The following is a 16,975-nucleotide window of genomic DNA, read 5'->3' as shown; positions in this document are numbered from 1 at the left end:
TTATACAATTTCAATTTTATACTTTCTTGTATTATCAAAACTTATGTCAACTTTTACATATGCATCAAAAAGTAAATTCTTTTTTTCCGGTCATTCAATAGCTACAATATTGTCATCAAAGTAATCTTCAAATTCATCAATATCACCTTTATATGTATATAAATCAATATGAACTAATCCGTTATAAACTTTCATATAATTAAAACTAGGTGATGTAATATTTTCTTTTATTCCTAATAACTTACCTAAAACTTGTACAAAAGTTGTTTTTCCTGCACCTAATTCACCAGATAACAAAAGATACTTTTTTAGCTTTATTATAGGTAAAAAAGTTTGAATATTCTCTTTTAGTTGTTCTAAATCGTTAGCAAAAAAACTATATTCTTTCATATTCTTTCAACGAATCAACAATATTTTCACCTGTCCCAATTACTATCGCTTCTGGCCCAGTATGAATAGCAACAACAGTAGGGATTGGAAAAACTAGAATGTTACCATCATAAGAATTTTTATAATAATCAATAATTTCTCGATCAAAATCACCATTTGCTGTTAAAAGAACTAAATCTCGGTTTTCTTTTAACTCTAATTTGCGGTTAATTTCATCAAAAACACTTTTTAAAAAGATTCTCCCTTTTCCTTGTTTAACTAATTTACCCTCACGAAAACGAATTAATGGAACTATTTTTAAAAGTTTTGCTAAGGTTGCTAATGCTGGTGTTAAACGACCTCCACGAACTAAATAATCATTATATTTAGGTATCAATGTAATATCTAAACTTTTATTTCAGTCGGATACATTTTTAATCGATAAGTCTACATCGTTGCTCAGAGCAAACTCTTTTTTAAATCTTGAAACTTGATCTAAGACTGTAAAAGAAAGATTTAAAGAAGCAACCACCTTAAGTTTAGGAAATTCCAGCTCAAGATTTTTTAAAATCTGATATTGGCCCGATAAATGCATTGAAATAGGGAATACAACTAAATTTTCATATTCATTAGATAATTGGGCAAATAAATCACTTGCATAACCAATTGGTGTTGCAGATGTTAAAACATTTTTAATATTCTTATTAAATACTGTAAACAAATTGTCTTTAGTTATTTCAATACCATCTTGATATGATTTTCCATCTATTTGGATAATAAGTGGTAAATAATAAAATCCTAGTCTTTGTGCTTGTTCTTTTGTCAGCCCACTAGAGGAATCAATAATAATTGCTAGTTTTTTCATACTTATCTATTATAATAAAAAATGTTATAATGTTAAATATGATTATATGTAATAATTTAAATAAGTTTTTTTCTAATACATCTATTATATTCGTGGATGCAAAAGTAGTTATAAATAAACAAATTAGAACACAGAATGCAATATTTTTCATAGATTTGCAAAACAATGTAAATTCAATTAATCTGCTTGATAATAAGTTGCTTGATATTAAGGAAAATCAAAGTTATTTTACTTTAAACACAGAGCAAAAAAGTATATTAATGCAAATTGCTAAAACAGAAGGTCTTGTTATAAAAGATGAACAAAAATTTATTTATGGAGAAATTATAGAAAGAAATAATCATCCTAATAGTGATAAATTATACATTCTTAAAATAAATATAAATAAAGATAAATTAATTCAAATTGTAACAAATACAGCTGATTCACAGGTTGGTAAAATAGTAGTTTTAGCACTTCCTGGAACAGTTATTAATGATGGTAGCGCTGTTTTATTAAGCAAACTTTTAGATGTTGAAAGTTTTGGGATGTTATCGGGTTATAAAAGCCTAGGATTAAATGGTGATGGTTTAATTTTTGGAACTAAAAACGATATCGGAAAGGACTTTGGATTTTAATGAAAAATATATTAAAAGAATTAAATAATCGTGGTATCTTAAAACAACATAGTAATATTGATAAATTTAATAATTTAACTACAAATGATGCTGTATATGCTGGATTTGACCCTACTGCAACTAGTTTGCATTTAGGTAATTATCTGCAAATTTTAACCTTACTTCGTATGCAAAAAGCAGGATGAAAGACCGTTGCAATCCTAGGTGGGGCTACCGGGATGATTGGTGATCCTTCGTTTAAAATCAATGAAAGAAAACTGCTTAATGAAAAAGAATTAATAGAAAATAAAAATAAAATCAAAATGCAGCTTGAACATTTTGGATTATGTGTAGTAGATAATTATGAATTTTACAAAGATATGAATTTAATTACTTTCTTAAGGGATGTAGGAAAATTAGTTAATGTTGCATATATGTTATCAAAGGATTCAGTTGCTAATAGAATTGAAAACGGATTAAGTTTTACTGAATTTTCTTATCAATTAATTCAAGGATGAGACTTTATTCGTTTATATCAAGATTATAATGTAAAAATTCAAGTAGGAGGTTCTGACCAATGAGGGAATCTTTCGACTGGATTAGAAATGATTTCAAAAAAAATTGGAAATGATCATCAAGCATTTATTTTTACAACTAACTTATTAACAGATGAAAATGGAAATAAATTTGGTAAATCAACTGGTGGTGGAAGTTTATGGCTTGATAAAAATATGACTAAACCTTATGATATGTATCAATTTTTATATAAGCAACCAGATAGCCAAATTGAAAAACTTTTAAAATGACTAACATTTTTATCACTTGATGAAATCGAGAATGTTATGCAAAAACATATTAAAGATCCAGCAAATCAATATGCTCAAAAGGTTTTAGCATACGAAGTTATAAAAGACATCCACAGTGAAAATGATGCTAAAATATCGCAAGCAACAAGTGAAATTTTATTTAATAAAAACTTTGATATCACAACTTTATCAATAGATATAATCACTTCTTTTAAAAATCAAATTCCTACTATAACTGTTAAAAAAAATAACAATATCATAGAATCGTTGATTGAAAAAAAATTAGTTCACTCAAAACGTGAAGCTCGTGAATTTATTGAAAAAAAAGCAATTAAATTAAATAATGTTGAAGTGAATTTACAAACAACTTTTCAATCCAAGCTTTTTGATGGGAAGTTTGCTTTATTACATATCGGTAAGAAAAAGGTATTTTTGATAGAAATTCATTAGAATTTACACATTTTTTTCTTCTAGTAAAAGAGAATTGCCTTACAAAAGTCTCTGCAAATATTTGCTTTGACTTTTTAAATTTTTATGCAAATTTTGTATAATATAACAAGTTATTATGACAAATAAAGAAAGGACAATATGGCAAATTTAGTTAATAACAGAGAAGCACATCATCCAGATGGATTTCAACCAAATGTAGATTCAAGACCTACTGCTGCAACAACATCAACAGCATCAAAGGTAATTTTCTGAATCCTTGGAATTCTTCTTCTATTTAGTGGTGTAATTTATTATTTTGTAAAAAGAAATAGTTTTAATAGAATGCAATTACAAACAAATGAATCGGCTTCAACCATTGATGTGTTCTTAACACAACGTTATGACACATTAAACAAACTTGTTGAAATTACAAAAAGTTACAGCAAGTATGAAAATGAAACACTTACACAAATTGCAAAAATGAGATCATTAGTAAGTCAAGGTGGAGTTGCTAATGCAAATGAAATCGAAAAGCTTAACACAAGTGTTTTCGGAAGATTGATGGCAGTTTCTGAAGCATATCCAGAACTAAAAGCAATGGATGCTTATAAAGAATTAATGAATCAATCAACATATTTAGAAAGAGAGCTACAAGCTGCAAGAAGACTATATAATAAAGATGCTAACATCTTTAATAAAGAAATTTTCTCATATCCTGCTTCAATTATTGCGGCAATGTTAAAGCTTGAAACTCTTCCTTTATACGCAGCATCTGAACAACAAAAACAAGATGTTTCAATGAAAGGTTTATTTTAATAATAAATAGTGAGAGTTGTTCGCGATTATCAAAAGTTTGCTGATTATAAAAATAAAGCAGACGAAAAACTTCTACCAATTGTTACAACAGTAGTAAATAACATACTAACTCCTGAAGTAATGAATGATTATAAAAAAGCATTTAAAAAATTCTGAGTATCTCTTTTAAGTACTATTATACCTGGTGTTGTATTCTTAATAATCGGTGCCATTATTATCAGTGTAGTAAGTAATGGTTTTATTCCTTTTTTTGTTTTTTTAATCTTATTCATTATTTCTATTCTAATTGGTGTTATTTTAGGTGCTGTCTATTGAAGAAAATTTTATCGTTTTAGGGTTAATTTAGCTCATGTATTAAAACAAAACTTAAACCAAGAAGCACTATATGTTGAATCATTTAATATCCTTGATGACGAAATGGATTATATACCAACAGAAGAAAGCACTGACTTTAAAGAAGCATTTAGACATTGTCAAGTTAGCAAAAAGGATTTACATAGATTTACAGTTGGTATTCCTGGTGGGGCATATATATCAGAAGTTAAAGAACCAAAACATTGTTTATTAATGAAACACTATCCACTTTCTCTTATAAATGTCCACTGAGTTTATGAAAGAAGAGATAGTAAAGGTAATCTAACTGAAGAAAAACATTACTATACCGGTATGCTTAAAATAGATACAAGATATCTTGAAGATAAAGCAATGGTATTTACATTAATGGTTGGAAAACTTGCTAGTGGTAGTGGTTTACAAAAAATTCAAATGGAAAACAAAGAATTCAACAAGTATGTTACACCAATGATAAACGATAGATTTAAAGCCACAATGATGTTTACACCATTATCACAAGAATTAATGCTTAAGCGTCTTAAAGATACCCAAGGTTCAAAAATTAAAAGATTTAATGTTTTTTCTACTGGAGATTTTATCTACTTAAACTATAATGTTGATTTTGGGTTTATGTATCTTAATGTCCCACTTCGTTTAAAAAACAAAGAAATAGTAATTAATAAAATTTATAACGATCTATTAATTGACACTTATACTTTATACTATATGCTTTCATTCATTAACATTCCAATTTACTTACAATAAAATAAGGTTTGCACCTTATTTTTTATTATCCAATAAATTATTTCAACTACTAATATAATCATTAATCTGCGAAAAGATTTTCTTATTTTTATCTATTTTTACTGATAAAAATGAATAAATAATATCACAAAGCATAAAATAAGAAATCTTTGAGCCTAGCACTCCAATACGATACTTTTGCTCAAGCGAATCAACATACAATAAATTCAACGAATGATTGCTTTGTAAACTCTGATTCTTTGTTCATACAGAATATGGAATATTATTTGTTTCTAAGAAGTTTATAACAAATTTTATTTCTAAAGTTGTTCCTGATTTAGATATCACTGTTACATGTACTTTTTTAAGTTGTAGCAATGAATTAAAGCTTAAAAAGGTATGTACATCACTACAATATAAAACATTAAATCCTATTTTTCTTAAATTATTAGCAAAATAAGCTGATATCATACCAGAATCACCAATGCCAAAAAATAGATTAATTTTGTATTCTAATAATGTGTTAATATACTTATAAATGTATTTATTATCTAAAAACTTATTTACACTTTTTTCAATTGTAAACATATAATGTGATTTAATATTAGAAATTACATCTGATAAATTTTCGCTTGATTCATTATTATTTCAATCAATACGATCATCTAAATATTGCAATCTTGCTGAAATATAGATTCTTATATCTTGAATATTTCTAAAACCTAATATTTTTGAAATACGAGAAATAGTTGCTTGTGACACATCAAGCTTATCAGATAATTGCAAAGTTGATAATTCTAAAAAACCATTAGGATATAAACTAATAAAATCGGTTAATTTTATCAATGATTTTATATGTTGATTTGATGTAATTATTTGCTTTAGATTATTATCAAAAATTTCTTTTTTCATAGGTAAAAATAATTATATATTTTGCTTATAAAAATGCAAATTATTTTTGTGTTTTATGCTTTTTATGTTTCTTTATTTTGCAATATTTTTTTCTTTATTCCTCTTCTTTATTTTAATCAATCTTATTATAAAACTATATAATACAAAAAGATGACACATCTGTGTCATCTAAATTATTATAATTCTGCACCTTTATTTGATGTAATCTGGTTATTAATACTTTCTGCTTCGACTCCAACTATTGCTTGAAATGATTTTTCAGAAACTTTTACTAAACCAAATACACCTGCTTTTTTCAAATCTTCTTCAGATACTTTACTTCCATCTTTAACTTCATAACGAAGTCGTGTTGAACAGTTTTCAAAAGTTGTTATATTATCTCAGCCACCAAAAGCTTTAACAATATTTCTTGCTTTTGTTGAAAAGCTACCATCATTTGCTTCTGGTGAGACAACTTCTTTTATTTCTTCTTCTGAACGTATGATACCTTCACCACGACCAGGTGTTGATAAGTTAAATCCTTTGATAAATCCAACCCCTACACCAAAGTAAGCAGCAGCAGTTACAAATCCAATAGGGAAAATTCATCCTGGGTTAGCAAACACTCTTGCTGCGCCTGTATAACCTGATTCGTTGATTATTCTTAATGACTTAGGTATTGAAGTAATGTAGTCTAATAATCCAGCTGAAAATCCAAATCCTAATTGTATTCCAAATGCTCCTGTTATAAATGCAAAGATACCTGTTAAGATTGCATGTGATAAGTATAAAAGTGGAGAAACATATAAGAAAGCAAATTCAATTGGTTCTGTAATACCTGTTAAAAAGCTTACAATTGCTGCTGAACCATATAATGAAGCAACTTTAATCTTTTGTTCTTTGGTTTCTGCTGAATAAACAAATGCACCCACTAAGGCAGGCAATCCGAACATCATCATTGGGAAGAATCCTGCTTGGAAGATACCGCCTGGGTTGCCTTTTGCTTGTCCTTGTAAGAAAATAAGAATATCACCATTAACAGTTTGTGATGGATTACCTTCTTTTGGTCATTCACCTAATTGGAATCAGAAGATGTTATTTGGAATATGATGTAATCCGAATGGAATTAAAAGTCTGTTTAAAAATCCATATACACCCATTATTCCCGCTCTTGCAAAGCGCGCTTGTGCTTTTAAATTAAATGATTCACCTTGTTTTGATGTTACGGCTTTTGACATCGCTTCTGAAATAGCAAAAATCACATAACCGATTCAAGGGAAAATAACTGCTCAAACAATTGTAAATAATGTTGATGCAATAATAGCAACTGCTGGAACTAATCTTTTTCCACTAAAGAATCCTAATACTTTTGGCAATGCAACATTGTTTGAGTGATTATATACAAATGCGGTTAAAGCACCTACTACAATACCATTAAGTACATTTTTAGCAAGAACGTCATCTGTTTTCTTTCCAAAAATTGTATGAAAACCAGTAGAAACTACTTGATAAGTTTTAGTAAATTCCTTAAATCCTGTTCCTGATTTTGTATCTTTTGGCGAAGATGCTACAAAATCCTTAATAACACCTGTATCAGTATCTACATAACCTTTATGTACAAACAAAGTTCCATAATACACATCGGTTAAAGCAACCATTAAAAAGGTTAATATCATTATTCCAATAAATCCAGCAAATGCTGCTTCACCCCGTTTGTCTTTTGTGAAAGCAAATGCTACACCTACTGCAAATATAATGTATAAGTTTGAAAATACTGCATCACCACTTTTTAATAATAATGATTGCACAAACTTACCAAACGGAGAATCACCTGGTAATTCTGCTCCGATTCTTAACAAGATCGCAGCAACCGGTAGCACCGCAATCGGAAACATCAATGCTGATCCTATACGTGAGAGTTTTGTCATTCATCCTTTAGCTAACCCACCTGAAAATGTTTTTTTAGCAGTTGTAGTCATTATTTACCTCCTGCTTTAGCTAAAAGAAGTTTTTTCTTCTTCAAAAAGAATCCATGTGAAGCAATTGTAGCGATAATTGCTCCAAAAAAGCTAAGAAAGAATAAGAATCCCATTGCCCCTATTACATCTGATCGAAATTTTTTGAAAGCAGCAACATATGCATCATAATGAGCACCTAGTTTTTCTTTTGAAAACCCGTGACTGTTTTCTGTGAAACCTCCAAATAATCCGATAAGTATGATTAAGAAGACAATAAATAAAGTTCATAAAATAATATAAACTCATTGCGACCAGTGCAAGTCTTTGAGTTTTTTTAAAAATTTATCCATATAACCTCACTGAGTGATTTACACTCTAAAATATTATAAAATCATTTTCATATACAAATGCTAAGATGAAAAAATTTTTCATATTTTTTGTTTTATTAATGATGTTTAATATAAAAAATAAAAAATTTTTTTATTTAACATATCAAATAGACTTCCATAATAAAATAATTGCGAGGTTGTTATGAACAAACATTTAGATACATTAAATTATAAACAGCTTGTAAATATTTTTGCTGAATCAAATAAAGATGTAATCAAAGCATATAATAATTTGAAAAAAGATATTATTCAACTTGCTAAGCAATGTGTTAAAGTCATCAAAAAAAACGGTAGAATATTTTATGTAGGTGCTGGTAGTAGTGGAAGAATCGCTTTATTAGATGCTTTAGATATTTTACCTACATTTGGAGAGTTAAATTGATTCAAATACTCGATGGCTGGTGGAGATGCAGCAATCTTAGCGTCATTAGAAGGCTATGAAGATGATTATAACTTAGGTTACTGTGATGCAAAAAAAGAAAATATTAATAATAAAGATTTAATCATCGGTTTGTCTGCATCGGGAAATACTAAATATATAAAAGGTTTTTTTGTTTATGCAAAAACTACTAATGCAAAAACTACCTTGATAGCAAATCAAAAAAATGGAGACTGTGAATCTGTTTCAGATGATGTTATAGTTGGTGATGTAGGTAAAGAAGTTATTTCTGGTTCTACTCGTTTAAAAGCAGCGACTTTGCAAAAACTTATCTTAAACACTATCTCATCAATTACTGCTATAAAACTAGGTAAAGTATATGATGATTTAATGATTGACTTAATTCCTAAAAACGAAAAATTAGTTAAGCGTAGCATTGATATTTTAAAACAAATAACACATATATCTGCATTAGATGCACAAAAGTTATATTCAGAAGCAGATCAAAATATTAAAGTTGCTGCTGTAATGCATTTAAATAAAGTTGATAAAATAAATGCGATTAAGCTATTAAAAAAATCACATAATAATTTAAGGGAAGTAATTGGATAATGAAAATAAAAAATGTTAAAATTATAAATTATAACAACATCATTGATTGTGCTGATATATATATAAAAGATCATAAAATACAAAAAATTATACCAAATCAAAATCAAGCAAAATATATAGCAGTTCCTGGATTTATCGATACACATATACACGGTTTTTATAATTACGATGTTATGGAAGGAAGCGATGCGGTTTCTGCTATTTCAAAAAAACTTGCTCAACATGGAACAACTGCTTTTATGCCTACATTGATGACAAATCAGTGACAAAATATTTTAGATGTTTTAGACGATGTGAGTAAAAATGCTAAATATGTTGCAAGAAATTTAGGTTTGCATTTAGAAGGTCCTTTTATTGCAAATGCTAAAAAAGGAGCACATAAATTTGAGTATCTTAAAAAACCAACTGTTTCAGATATCGAACAACTTATTAATGCATCACAAAACACACTAAGAAAAATATCATTCGATCCTGATGTGGTAGATATAGAAGTATTTAAACAGATGCAAAAACACAATATAATAGGGTCTATCGGACATTCAGCAACTGATTTTGAAACTGCATCAATCTTCTTTGATAATGGTTGCAAATCTGTATGTCACTTATGAAATGCAATGTCAGGAATCGACTCAAGAAACCCAGGTTTGCTTCAGGCTGCATTAATGAACGAAAACACTTATGTAGAAATGATTTTCGATTTATTTCATATTTGTAAGCAGTCTATTTGATTCACTATCAAAAATAAAGGTTTTGATAAAATTATTGCTGTTTCAGATGCAATTAAACCTGCTTATTATAAAGATGGAGAAAATATTTCAGGTGATATCCCTGTTATAAAAGATGGATTAAAAATAACTTTAAAAGACAGTAATACTATTGCAGGTTCAGGTATCAGTATACACGATGCTTTTAAAAACTTATTGAGTATCAATGTAAATTCTTGTGATGCAGTAAAAATGACATCATATAATGCTGCTAAATACTTAGGATTAAATAAAAAGTTAGGCAAAATTAGGATAGGTTATCTAGCAGATATAGTATTAATGGATTATAATTGAAATATTAAAAGTGTTTATATTGATGGAAAAAAGGTAAACTAAGGAAAATATGAAAGTTATAATTAAAGAAAATTCAGATTTACAAGCTAAATATGCAGCAGATTTAATAGCAGATGCTATTAAATCAAGACCTAATTTAAACATTTGCTTTGCAACTGGTAACTCTCCTATAAAAACATATCAATTATTGATTCAAAAATATCAAAATAAAGAGATTTCTTTTAAAGATGTTACAACATTTAACCTTGATGAATATGTTGGAATTGATATAAAAAACCCTTGCTCATACCATTATTTTATGTTCAATACACTTTTTAATTATATTGATGTAGATAAATCAAATATTAATCTGCCAAACGGAATAGGAAATATTGGTTTAAATGCTAAAAAATATGAAAAGTTAATAGCAGAAAAAGGTGGTATAGATTTAATGATACTAGGAATCGGTATCAATGGACATATTGCATTTAATGAACCAGGTTCAAAAATCAATGATATAACTCGTGAAGTAATTTTGACTAAAAGTACTATAAATGCTAATAAAAAGTATTTTGACAATATAAAGTTAGTTCCAAAAACAGCTATATCAATGGGTATCGGAACTATATTAAAAGCAAGAAAAATTATTTTGTTAGCAGATGGAGATTCTAAAGCAGATGCAATTACAAAAACAATAAATGGTCCTGTTTGCTCGGATGTTCCTGCTAGTTTCTTACAAACACATAATGATGTAACTATAATTTTAGATTCAAAAGCAGCAAAATTATTATAAAACTTTCAATAAGGAAACCTTATTGATTTTTTGAATAATTTATTTTATATAAATCAATCATTTAGTAAATAAAATCATAGAATAAAGCCTTAAAAGCATAATCTTAATGATTAATGAATATAAAAAATATGGTAAAATATATTAATACAAAAAGCAATTTCTAAATTATATAAAAGAATTTGCTAAAATTATTGGTGCTTATGGACAGGACCTAGATGAAAGACTAGGCTATGGTTGGTTTTAGCGCTAAGACAAACTAAATTAATTTAAATCATAAACAATATGAAAGGAATATTAATATGGCAAAATTAGAATTTGATCGTAGTAAAGAACACGTTAACGTTGGAACCATTGGACACGTTGATCACGGTAAAACAACTTTGACTGCTGCTATTGCTACAGTTTTATCTAAAAAAGGACTTTCAGAAGCTCGTGATTATGCTTCAATCGATGCCGCTCCAGAAGAAAGAGCTCGTGGAATTACAATTAACACAGCACACATTGAATATCAAACTGAAAAACGTCACTATGCTCACGTAGACTGTCCTGGACACGCTGACTACGTTAAAAATATGATTACCGGAGCAGCTCAAATGGATGGTGCTATCTTAGTTGTTGCTGCAACCGATGGACCAATGCCTCAAACTCGTGAACACATTCTTTTATCAAAACAAGTTGGTGTACCTCGCATCGTTGTATTCTTAAATAAATGTGATATGCTAGAAGGTGATGAAGGTGCAGAAATGATCGACCTTGTTGAACTTGAAGTTCGTTCACTTCTTACAGAATATGGATTTGATGGAGATAATGCTCCTGTTATACGTGGTTCTGCATCATTAGCATTATCAGGTGATGCAAAATGAGAACCAAAAATTATGGAATTAATGGATGCAGTTGATACATACATTGAAACACCTATTAAAGACTTTGAAAAACCTTTCTTAATGGCTGTTGAAGATGTATTCACCATTACAGGACGTGGAACAGTTGCTACAGGACGTGTAGAGCGTGGAACACTTAAATTAAACGAAGAAGTTGAAATCGTTGGTTTAAAACCTACTAAGAAAACAGTTGTTACAGGAATTGAAATGTTCCGTAAAAACCTTAAAGAAGCACAAGCTGGAGATAATGCTGGATTATTACTTCGTGGAGTAAACCGTGAAGATGTTGAACGTGGACAAGTTTTAGCAAAACCAGGTTCAATTATCCCTCACACAGAATTTGAAGCAGCTATTTATGTTCTAAAAAAAGAAGAAGGTGGACGTCACACACCATTCTTTAAAAACTATAAACCACAATTCTACTTCCGTACCACTGATGTTACTGGTGGAGTTGAATTTGATGCAAAACGTGAAATGGTTATGCCAGGAGAAAACGTTAACTTAAAAGTTAAATTAATCGCTCCTATCGCTGTTGAAGCAGGAACCAAATTCTCTATCCGTGAAGGTGGACGTACAGTTGGTGCTGGTTCAGTAACAAAGATTATTAAATAAACAATTTAAAAATCGGGTTTATATCCCGATTTTTTAATGCTTTGCAAACAAAAACAAGCATATATGCTTGTTTTAATGAATTATTAAATCCCTATGTCTTTTAAGGTCTCTAATTTTGCTCTCTGGTATCAAACTACCGATAAGCAATAAAGCAATTCCGGTGAAAATTAATGAATCAGCAAAATTAAATGTGCCATCTCTATTTAAAAAAGGTATAAAGAAGATGTCTTTAACATAACCACTAAAAATAAAACGATCTAACATATTACCTAAATCACCTGCCAATATTATTCCTACAAATATTGCACGTATTTTATTATGTTTATCTAAAAACAATCCATATGTTAAAATAAAAATAAACAAAATGATTGAAATGGTTTGAATTAAAGTTGTATTACGAGTTTTAGCAAAAGTAATTCCACCGTGTCAGATGCTTCGTATCCCAAGTAGTGGCGAAACTGTGTAACTATTTAATATAGATTCAGCAGGAAATCTTTGTCTATTATAAGATACTTCAAAATTTTGATCCAAAGTTTTTATTGAACCGTGATTAAATAATAGATTCTTTGTCATCTGATCTATAAATAAAAAAACTATTAATGAAGCAAAAATAAATATATATGTTATTAAAATACGTTTTTTATTTACAGATAAGTAGTTTTTTAATATTTTTATTTTTTTATTCATGAAACTCTCTTACAATTTGCTCACATTGATTACATAAATCATTTTTAACATTTTCTTTATCAAAATGATTTCAACATCTTAAGCATTTTAATGAATCAAATTTTTCAACTTTTAATTCATTTCCCTGTGTTATTTTTCCTACCATTAATAATGTTTTTAAATCAAGTTTAGCTATTAAATCAGATGTTTTAGGTAAAAATAATTCTAATTCATTTGATCGCTTCACTAAATTAGCTTTAATCGCATTTTCAATTAGCACATTAACTTTATCACGTAGTTCAAAAAATTCTTTATATGAAGTAATTAATGCTGCATCATATGCTATTTCAGAAAGTTTTGGTAAATTTTCTAAAAATACTGATTCATATTTATCTTTTTTATTAAAGAACTCATATGCTTCTTCGGATGTGGTAGGTAAAATCGGAGCAAGCGCTATTATAAGAAATTCGACTATCTCATACATATTTGTAAGTGTCATAAGTCGTTGTGGATCGTTTAATGAACGAACATACAAAATATCTTTGGTAACAGACAAATAGAAGCTAGAAAGCTCAACAACATAGTTTGAAAGCAGTTTTACAACCATTAAAAACTTATATTCGTCATATGCTTTAATTACATTGTATTTTAATTCTTGAAGTTGTTGATAAATAAACATATGGATTCCGGTTCTTTTAATGTCTTTAGAATATTCAAAATTATTTAAGTTACCAAGCAAGAATTTAATGGTATTTCTTAATTTACGGTATATTTCGGTATTTTGATTTAAAATATCTTCACTTATTGAAATGTCACCTTGATATTCTGAATTTGCAACTCATAATCTTAAAATCTCTGCACCACGTTTATTGATAATATCAGAAGGTTCAACTGAATTACCTTTTGACTTAGACATCTTATTTCCCTTAGCATCTACAACGAAACCATGTGATATAAGATTTTTATAAGGTGTTAATCCTTTATATGCAACTGAATTAATAATTGATGAGTTGAATCAACCACGATATTGATCAGTTCCTTCTAAATATAAATCATATGGTGATTGTAAATTCGGTTCAATTACAGCAGCTACACTTGAAACACCTGAATCGAATCAAACATCCATAATGTCTTTTTCCTTAGTAAAACCTTGATTTTGATATTTTAAAGGTAATAATTCTTCAGTTGATTTTTCTCATCAAATATCAGTTCCGTATTTTGCTACTAAATCTATAACATGATCAAATAATTCTGAATCAAAAACTGGTTTTCCATCCTTATCATAAAAGATAATTAGTGGAACTCCTCAACTTCTTTGACGTGAAATAGTTCAATCAGAACGATTTTGAATCATTGAATATAAACGTTTTTTCGGTCATTCTGGATAAGTAGTAACATTATTTTCAATTTGATCTAAAATTTGCTCTCTAATTTTGTCAATTGAAACAAATCATTGTGGTGTCCCGCGAAAGATAATTGGTTTATGAGTTCTTCAATCATGTGGGTATGAGTGCTTAAATCTTTCAAAGTGTAATAATTTGTTTGCTAAAAATTCTGATATTTTCTTATTTGCATCCTGATAAAACATCCCATCAAAATCAGTATTGGTATTTTCAATATAACCTTTATCACAAATATGCATAATCATCTGTAACTTATTTTTTTGTCCAATTAAAAAGTCATCTTCACCAAACATCGGAGCAATATGAACTAAACCAGATCCTGATTCAACACTAACATGATGTCCGATCACTAATGGAGCATGAAACTTCAAAATTGGTGTTAAATATTCAATATTATAATTTAAAATTTGCGAACCTTTAAAAACTGAAACAATATCATATGTATCTCAACCACATTTTGATGCAACAACAGTTAATAAATCAATTGCAATAATATAAAAACTTCCATTATTTTTTACACGAGCATATTCAATATCTAAACCAATTGCTACCGCTGCATTAGCCAATAATGTTCATGGAGTTGTAGTCCAAATCACTAAATTATCACCAGTTTTAACATTTTCAAAATTACTTGCTACAACTTCAAAAGCAACATATATTGATGGTGAAATTACATCTTGGTATTCTACCTCAGATTCGGCTAAAGCACTTTGGGAACTAGGTGATCAAAATACAGGCTTTAATCCTTTATATACCAATCCATCCATTACCATCTTTTTAAAAACCTTTAGCTGCATAACCTCATATTGTTTATCTAAGGTTATATATGATTTTGAATAATCGGTAAATAATTGCAAGGATTTAAGTTGGTTTCGTTGGTTATTAACTTGTTGTAAAGCATATTGAGCTGCTTTTTTACGTAAAATTACAGGATTAAGTTCATCCTTATTTAATTTGCTCTCAGTAAGCATTTTATGCTCTATTGGTAAACCATGTGTATCTCAACCAAGTACAAATGGTGAATAAAACCCTGATAAAGATTTATATCTAACAATAATATCCTTTAAAACTCTGTTTAATGCATGACCAACATGAATACCTCCATTAGCGTATGGTGGACCATCGTGCAAGATATACTTTGGGTTATTTTTATTTTTTGATAATACTTTTTGGTAAATTTTAGAACTTTCCCAAAACTGACGATATTTTGGTTCTTTAACTAATAAATTAGCTCTCATTTCATAATCAGTTTTTGGCATATTTAATGTCTTTTTATAGTCCATATTTTTCTCCTTTTTTATATCTATATATTTTAGCAAAAAAATAAAAATTGCTATATTTTATAAACTAATTTACTGCAGTTTATAAAATATAGCAATTTTTGATGGTGGCTCCGGCAGGAATCGAACCAGCGACACACAGAGCTTCAATCTGTTGCTCTACCAACTGAGCTACAGAGCCAATGGCGGTCCAGACGGGGATCGAACCCGCGTTCTCCTCCGTGACAGGGAGGCGTATTAACCACTTTACCACTGAACCATTGGTTGCGGAAACAGGACTCGAACCTGTGACCTTCGGGTTATGAGCCCGACGAGCTACCAAACTGCTCCATTCCGCGATATGTTCTATAAATTCATATTATGTTAAGTTATGGTGGCGGGTGATGAGGGATTCGAACCCCCGCGGGCCGTAAAGCCCCTGGCAGTTTTCAAGACTGCTCCCTTCAACCGGACTTGGGTAATCACCCATATTGGTGGACCCAACAGGATTCGAACCTGTAACCAACCGGTTATGAGCCGGTTGCTCTAACCGTTGAGCTATAGGTCCATTTCCGAATTTATAGATTTTTTGGTAGCACCAAAGAGAGTCGAACTCTTGACCTTCCGGGTATGAACCGGATGCTCTAACCAACTGAGCTATAGTGCCATAAATGGTGGAGAGTATGGGATTCGAACCCACCACCTCCTGCGTGCAAGGCAGGCGCTCTAGCCAAATGAGCTAACCCCCCGAAATGGTGAAGAAGACAGGATTTGAACCTGCGACCACTACAGCCCAAATGTAGTGCTCTACCAAACTGAGCTACTTCTCCGTGTATTGGCTATAGTATTATACAATAAAACTATATATATCAAAAAAACTTTTCTTTTTTATTGCTAATATATTTTAGCATAATTTTGTAAAAATAAAAACATAAAATTTTAGATTTTTATTTTATCATTCTTGCTATATTAAAATATTTTTATGTTAATTAAATTTCTTTATTCTTTTTTGTGTTTTCAATTAAAAAAATGCCCCTTAGGCATAGTCCTTTGAAAACTGAATAGTAATTATAATTCATTAGAATGTCTTGAATACATTTACTTTTAAACCTATCAATTTATTAGTAATGGTCAGCT

15 protein-coding genes and 8 tRNA genes are annotated in these 16,975 nt (G+C 29.2%); 8 read left to right on the top strand and 15 right to left on the bottom strand.

Annotated features, from left to right (window positions below; all coding sequences use genetic code 4):
• Together tsaE and ACXYRR_RS00110 are read right to left on the bottom strand one after the other, a co-directional pair.
• Complete coding sequence (gene tsaE, locus ACXYRR_RS00115; RefSeq protein ID WP_458597212.1) at nucleotides 1-390, bottom strand: tRNA (adenosine(37)-N6)-threonylcarbamoyltransferase complex ATPase subunit type 1 TsaE; 390 nt, start codon at nucleotides 388-390, stop codon at nucleotides 1-3.
• Nucleotides 377-1,234, bottom strand: coding sequence for a DegV family protein (locus ACXYRR_RS00110; protein WP_458597211.1), 858 nt, complete (start codon nucleotides 1,232-1,234; stop codon nucleotides 377-379). The genes tsaE and ACXYRR_RS00110 overlap by 14 nt, the downstream gene beginning before the upstream one ends.
• A gap of 38 nt (nucleotides 1,235-1,272) precedes the next feature.
• On the opposite strand from ACXYRR_RS00110, the gene tapR reads away from it, so the two are divergent.
• The 4 genes from tapR to ACXYRR_RS00090 all read left to right on the top strand — a co-directional run bounded on the left by tapR (nucleotide 1,273) and on the right by ACXYRR_RS00090 (nucleotide 4,979).
• Nucleotides 1,273-1,851, top strand: a complete 579-nt coding sequence (tapR, locus tag ACXYRR_RS00105; protein WP_458597210.1) for a TyrS-associated PheT N-terminal domain-related protein TapR — start codon at nucleotides 1,273-1,275, stop codon at nucleotides 1,849-1,851.
• Entirely contained in the window at nucleotides 1,851-3,086 is a 1,236-nt protein-coding gene (tyrS, locus tag ACXYRR_RS00100; RefSeq protein ID WP_458597209.1) for a tyrosine--tRNA ligase, read from the top strand. Before tapR ends, tyrS begins: the two co-directional genes overlap by 1 nt.
• Before the next feature lie 138 nt (nucleotides 3,087-3,224).
• Nucleotides 3,225-3,881, top strand: a complete 657-nt coding sequence (locus tag ACXYRR_RS00095) for a LemA family protein (protein ID WP_435130064.1) — start codon at nucleotides 3,225-3,227, stop codon at nucleotides 3,879-3,881.
• A 9-nt stretch (nucleotides 3,882-3,890) separates the two neighbouring features.
• Nucleotides 3,891-4,979 carry a hypothetical protein gene (locus ACXYRR_RS00090; protein ID WP_458597208.1) on the top strand — a complete coding sequence of 363 codons (1,089 nt, stop codon included), beginning with the start codon at nucleotides 3,891-3,893 and terminating at the stop codon, nucleotides 4,977-4,979.
• A 15-nt stretch (nucleotides 4,980-4,994) separates the two neighbouring features.
• Here ACXYRR_RS00090 and ACXYRR_RS00085 read toward each other — a convergent pair whose 3' ends face one another.
• The 3 genes from ACXYRR_RS00085 to ACXYRR_RS00075 all read right to left on the bottom strand — a co-directional run bounded on the left by ACXYRR_RS00085 (nucleotide 4,995) and on the right by ACXYRR_RS00075 (nucleotide 8,157).
• On the bottom strand, nucleotides 4,995-5,870 hold the full coding sequence (locus ACXYRR_RS00085) for a MurR/RpiR family transcriptional regulator (RefSeq protein ID WP_458597207.1): 876 nt from the start codon (nucleotides 5,868-5,870) through the stop codon (nucleotides 4,995-4,997).
• A gap of 176 nt (nucleotides 5,871-6,046) precedes the next feature.
• Nucleotides 6,047-7,828, bottom strand: a complete 1,782-nt coding sequence (locus ACXYRR_RS00080) for a PTS transporter subunit EIIC (RefSeq protein ID WP_458597206.1) — start codon at nucleotides 7,826-7,828, stop codon at nucleotides 6,047-6,049.
• Complete coding sequence (locus ACXYRR_RS00075) at nucleotides 7,828-8,157, bottom strand: hypothetical protein (protein ID WP_435129125.1); 330 nt, start codon at nucleotides 8,155-8,157, stop codon at nucleotides 7,828-7,830. Before ACXYRR_RS00075 ends, ACXYRR_RS00080 begins: the two co-directional genes overlap by 1 nt.
• A gap of 181 nt (nucleotides 8,158-8,338) precedes the next feature.
• On the opposite strand from ACXYRR_RS00075, the gene ACXYRR_RS00070 reads away from it, so the two are divergent.
• From ACXYRR_RS00070 to tuf, 4 genes are all read left to right on the top strand, one after another.
• On the top strand, nucleotides 8,339-9,187 hold the full coding sequence (locus ACXYRR_RS00070) for an N-acetylmuramic acid 6-phosphate etherase (protein WP_435129122.1): 849 nt from the start codon (nucleotides 8,339-8,341) through the stop codon (nucleotides 9,185-9,187).
• Nucleotides 9,187-10,287: an N-acetylglucosamine-6-phosphate deacetylase gene (nagA, locus tag ACXYRR_RS00065; protein WP_458597205.1), complete on the top strand. Its 1,101-nt coding sequence runs from the start codon at nucleotides 9,187-9,189 to the stop codon at nucleotides 10,285-10,287. The genes ACXYRR_RS00070 and nagA overlap by 1 nt, the downstream gene beginning before the upstream one ends.
• 7 nt (nucleotides 10,288-10,294) lie before the next feature.
• The gene (nagB, locus tag ACXYRR_RS00060; protein ID WP_458597204.1) at nucleotides 10,295-11,017 is read left to right on the top strand and encodes a glucosamine-6-phosphate deaminase; all 723 of its coding nucleotides are present in this window, start codon (nucleotides 10,295-10,297) and stop codon (nucleotides 11,015-11,017) included.
• Nucleotides 11,018-11,316: 299 nt separating this feature from the next.
• Nucleotides 11,317-12,510 carry an elongation factor Tu gene (tuf, locus tag ACXYRR_RS00055; protein ID WP_435129111.1) on the top strand — a complete coding sequence of 398 codons (1,194 nt, stop codon included), beginning with the start codon at nucleotides 11,317-11,319 and terminating at the stop codon, nucleotides 12,508-12,510.
• 72 nt (nucleotides 12,511-12,582) lie between these two features.
• Here tuf and ACXYRR_RS00050 read toward each other — a convergent pair whose 3' ends face one another.
• The 10 genes from ACXYRR_RS00050 to ACXYRR_RS00005 form a co-directional block, all read right to left on the bottom strand.
• Nucleotides 12,583-13,197 (bottom strand): signal peptidase II, encoded by a 615-nt coding sequence (locus tag ACXYRR_RS00050; RefSeq protein WP_458597203.1) that lies wholly within the window; start codon nucleotides 13,195-13,197, stop codon nucleotides 12,583-12,585.
• A complete protein-coding gene (gene ileS, locus ACXYRR_RS00045; RefSeq protein WP_458597202.1) occupies nucleotides 13,190-15,862 on the bottom strand; it encodes an isoleucine--tRNA ligase in 2,673 nt (890 codons plus the stop codon). The genes ACXYRR_RS00050 and ileS overlap by 8 nt, the downstream gene beginning before the upstream one ends.
• Before the next feature lie 102 nt (nucleotides 15,863-15,964).
• Nucleotides 15,965-16,040: transfer RNA gene (locus ACXYRR_RS00040), tRNA-Phe, on the bottom strand.
• A gap of 2 nt (nucleotides 16,041-16,042) precedes the next feature.
• A tRNA-Asp gene (locus tag ACXYRR_RS00035) sits at nucleotides 16,043-16,118 on the bottom strand.
• 2 nt (nucleotides 16,119-16,120) lie between these two features.
• A tRNA-Met gene (locus ACXYRR_RS00030) sits at nucleotides 16,121-16,197 on the bottom strand.
• Nucleotides 16,198-16,233: 36 nt separating this feature from the next.
• A tRNA-Ser gene (locus ACXYRR_RS00025) sits at nucleotides 16,234-16,326 on the bottom strand.
• 4 nt (nucleotides 16,327-16,330) lie between these two features.
• Nucleotides 16,331-16,406: transfer RNA gene (locus ACXYRR_RS00020), tRNA-Ile, on the bottom strand.
• A 22-nt stretch (nucleotides 16,407-16,428) separates the two neighbouring features.
• Nucleotides 16,429-16,505, bottom strand: a tRNA-Met gene (locus ACXYRR_RS00015).
• 5 nt (nucleotides 16,506-16,510) lie between these two features.
• Nucleotides 16,511-16,587 (bottom strand) — tRNA-Ala (locus tag ACXYRR_RS00010).
• Nucleotides 16,588-16,591: 4 nt separating this feature from the next.
• Nucleotides 16,592-16,668: transfer RNA gene (locus tag ACXYRR_RS00005), tRNA-Pro, on the bottom strand.
• Nucleotides 16,669-16,975: the final 307 nt, after the last annotated feature.

It is taken from the genome of Mycoplasma sp. 246B (genome assembly GCF_054353935.1).
Note: the sequence above shows the minus strand (reverse complement) of the source record. Positions and strands in the feature narration are given on the sequence as shown.